The 3,691-nt window shown below is 56.7% G+C and carries 3 protein-coding genes; 2 read left to right on the top strand and 1 reads right to left on the bottom strand.

Features of this window, described 5'->3' with window-relative positions; translation table 11 throughout:
• Positions 1 to 202: 202 nt before the first annotated feature.
• Complete coding sequence (locus ACR0L4_RS23335) at positions 203 to 1,570, top strand: dipeptidase (protein ID WP_170755067.1); 1,368 nt, start codon at positions 203 to 205, stop codon at positions 1,568 to 1,570.
• A gap of 17 nt (positions 1,571 to 1,587) precedes the next feature.
• Here ACR0L4_RS23335 and ACR0L4_RS23340 read toward each other — a convergent pair whose 3' ends face one another.
• Positions 1,588 to 2,415: a LysR family transcriptional regulator gene (locus tag ACR0L4_RS23340; RefSeq protein WP_170755069.1), complete on the bottom strand. Its 828-nt coding sequence runs from the start codon at positions 2,413 to 2,415 to the stop codon at positions 1,588 to 1,590.
• A gap of 81 nt (positions 2,416 to 2,496) precedes the next feature.
• Between ACR0L4_RS23340 and ACR0L4_RS23345 the strand changes: the two genes are divergently transcribed.
• Entirely contained in the window at positions 2,497 to 3,483 is a 987-nt protein-coding gene (locus tag ACR0L4_RS23345) for an aldo/keto reductase (RefSeq protein ID WP_170755072.1), read from the top strand.
• Positions 3,484 to 3,691 lie beyond the last annotated feature (208 nt).

Here is a 3,691-nt window from a genome sequence, read left to right on the forward strand (position 1 = left end):
GGCTCCTTTCTTAGCAGTCGGTAACAACTGCAGTATGGCGCATCGCGACGCCGGTGGAGCAGGAGCCACCCACTCCATCCGGTTTGGGCCGACTAACATCGCTCGACCATGTTGGGTTGTTATGAGTATTAGGTTGATTCCGCAGGCTTGCGGGCAACCTCCAGATTCGTAAGTTTAGCGCCAGCAACTGAGAGGGCATGGAATGAGCTGGACCGAATATCTCGACACACACCAATCGCGTTTTGTCGAAGAGCTGTGCGATTTCATTCGTATTCCATCGGTTTCAGCCAAACCCGAAAACGCGTGCGATGTTCGAAAGGCCGGGCAGTGGGTGGTTGATCGGTTGGTTACGGCGGGAATGGAAAACGTTCAGATGATGGAGACTGCAGGCCATCCCGTGGTCTGTGCCGATTGGCTGCATGCCGGGCCTGATACGCCTACGATTCTGATCTATGGCCATTTTGACGTGCAACCGGCCGAACCATTTGAGCTCTGGTCTTCACCTCCGTTCGAGCCGACGATCCGCGGCGATAGGATCTACGGACGTGGGGCGACCGACGACAAAGGCGCCATGTTCATCCCGATCCTCGCGGCTGAGGCTCTGCTGGCGGAGACTGGGAAACTGCCTGTCAATGTGCGGTTTTTCTTTGAAGGCCAGGAAGAGATCGGATCGCCCGACCTTCCGCCCTTTATCGAGGCAAATCTCGACCGGCTTCAGGCTGATATGATCTTTTCTGCCGATGGCAGTCAGTGGGATACCGAGACGCCGCAACTGGTTCTGGGTCTGAAAGGGCTCACCTCACTTGAGATCTCGGTTCACGGCGCGAAATCCGATCTGCATTCTGGCATGCATGGCGGCGGCGTCGCAAACCCCGCGATGGCGCTGGCGCAGTTGCTGGCCAGTATGAAATCGACTGATGGTCGCATCGCGGTGGATGGCTTCTACGACGATGTTGTCGAGTTGACCGATGAAGACCGTGCAGAAATTGCAAAGGTGCCCTGGGATGAATCGGCCTATCTGACCCAAACCGGGGCGCCAGCGACCTTGGGCGAGCCGGGATATTCCACGCGCGAAAATCTGTGGGCCCGTCCGACGCTAGAAGTCAACGGTCTCACCAGCGGTTGGCAGGGCGACGGCACAAAGACCGTTTTGCCCGCGGTTGCCTCGGCCAAAATCACCTGCCGACTGGTTGCCAATCAGAGCCCTGAAAAGATCTTTGATCTGATTTCGGCCCATGTCGATGCCCATTGCCCGCCGGGTGTCACCGTTCAGGTATCGCGCAACCCCGGGCGTGCGGACCCGTTCCTTGTACCAGCTGGCCACAACGCAACCGCCATCGCGGGTCAGGTTCTCGAAGAGGTCTACGGCAAACCGGCGTACGAAACCCGCGTTGGCGGCTCGATTCCGGTGATGTCCACCTTGCTGGACGAGTTGGGTTTGCACGCCGTCATGTTTGCGTTTGGGCATGAAGATGAAAACCAACATGCCCCGGATGAGTTCTGCCGCTTGCCAACCTTCCGGCGCGGCCAAACAGCTTACGCTCGGTTGATGGAACGGTTGGGCGAGTAGGCATTTACAGCCTCGGTTCACCCGCTTTCACAAGCTTCCGACATCACTGCATGGGTGCGATCTATGACATGCCGCACCTCTGCAAGAAACCGATCTTCATGATGTGAGACCAGCCACTGATCATGTTCCAGATCGTCAATCAAAGGTGAGACTGGTTTCAGACCCGGTTGCGTGTTTCCAATGAAGGTGGGCAGAACCGCCCTGGCCAATCCTGCTCTTGCAAGCTCCAGCGCATTTTGCGGCGCGGTCACTTCGATGGCGTCGTCCCCCTGCGAGTGCGTCTTCAGCCATCTGGCCGAAGGTGTATTGGACATGACCCGCGCCCAGGTCGAAACGCTTTCATCCGCGGCATAGACCGCAAACCGAACCCGCCCGATCTTGCGACCTGCCAAGCCGATCTCTTCTGGTCGGTGGTTTCGAATGCCAATCGCGGCTTCCCGGTGCCCGATCTTCAAAATCTCTTCTGACGAGATGAACCGCAGCCGAACTGGTACTGACCCGGTAAGCCTTCTGACCGCACCGATCAAAACCTTGGTCACCCATGTTCCAGCCGAGATTTTGACCAAAGGTGGCACGGTGGCGAGGCTGCTTTCGGCGACAGGTATGACACGCGCTTCGATGCTTTCGACCTTTTCCAGCAGCGCTTGCCCATCTTTGGTCAGATCATACCCTCGCGGTTTGCGGTGAAACAACTCGCTTCCCAGATTGCGCTCAAGCTCGATCATGCGCCGGCCCAAGGTGGGTGCGCTCTTGCCGGTCTGTTCGGCTGCTGGCCCAAGCCCGCCCGCTCTGGCAACCGCAAGGAAAAGCCGCAGGTTATCCCAGTCGAAGCTACTTTCATTCATGAAATGAAGCTTACATTCTGTGTTGTTGATGAAAAGACCGTGATGGCGTTTTTTCTGAAGGATCAGTCAGGAGGCCCACAGATGAACTTTCTCGAAACCGAAATCTCACCCCTTGGCATGGGGTGCTGGCCGATTGGCGGCAAGATGTATTGGGGCGAACAGTCGCTGGGTTACACCCGATCGGACGACGAAACCTCAATTCGTACGATCCACGCCGCGCTGGATAGTGGAATCACACTTTTTGACACCGCTGCCGCCTATGGCGCGGGGCATTCGGAACGTTTGTTGGGCAAAGCGTTAAAGCATCGGCCGGACGCCCTGATCGTCACAAAGATCGGGGTTGGGATTGATGAGGCAAGCAGGCAGATTTCGTTTGACCCTTTCACCCCGGATCAGGTTGGCCCTGCCGTAGACGGGTGCCTGTCGCGGCTGGAACGGGATCGGATCGATCTCTTGCTGTTGCATGTGAACGATATGCCCGTTGCCCAGGCCGAGGCGGTATTTGACGAGCTGGACCGGGTGAAAGAGGCCGGCAAGTTGCGCGCCTATGGTTGGAGCACCGACCATTCCCAAAGCGCTCTGGCCGTCTCGTCCAGGGATAGTTTCAAGGCGGTCGAATACGTGATGAACATCTTTTTCGATGCGCCCCGCATGCAGCAGCTCGTACAAAAAGAAGGACTGTTGTCCCTTATCCGCTCACCTCTTGCGATGGGGTTGCTCTCGGGCAAGTACGATCAGAACAGTGTCATGGCACCGGACGACGTGCGCGCATCCGGTGAAAGCTGGATGGAGTACTATTCGGATGGAAGGGTAAACCCTGATTTCATGCAAAAACTTGAGGCGGTTCGGGAATTGCTGACCACCAATGGGCGAACGCTTGTGCAAGGGGCTCTCGGGTGGATATGGGGCCAATCTGAAACATACGTACCGATTCCGGGCGCTCGGACAGAAGAACAAATTGAAGGCATTTCAGGAGCACTGACCTTTGGCGCCTTGCCGGTTGAAGCAACGAACGAAATAGAAAGCTTGGTTACACGCAACCCCAACGAGCCAGACCGCCCCAGGTAACTTTAGGAACTGTATCAAAATTTTTCGCCTGCCGCGAAAGTCCTGTGTGGATGTCTCCTGCATAGCAAGACATTTTTTGAGCTGAAATGAGCGTCTGTCGGATGCAGTCTTGTGTCGGGCCTGTTTGCGCAGCGCACGCGGCTGCTGGCCCTGATGGTTTCCGCTGACCAAGTCCCAAACGGCAATACGGACAACATGGTGTCCCAGA

This window comes from Ruegeria sp. AB5, assembly GCF_056542645.1.

Bases quoted from the DNA above. Each gene is read 5' to 3' on its own strand.
- ACR0L4_RS23335 (WP_170755067.1), top strand. From the start codon at position 203: ATGAGCTGGACCGAATATCTCGACACACACCAATCGCGTTTTGTCGAA.
- ACR0L4_RS23340 (WP_170755069.1), bottom strand. From the start codon at position 2,415: ATGAATGAAAGTAGCTTCGACTGGGATAACCTGCGGCTTTTCCTTGCG.
- ACR0L4_RS23345 (WP_170755072.1), top strand. From the start codon at position 2,497: ATGAACTTTCTCGAAACCGAAATCTCACCCCTTGGCATGGGGTGCTGG.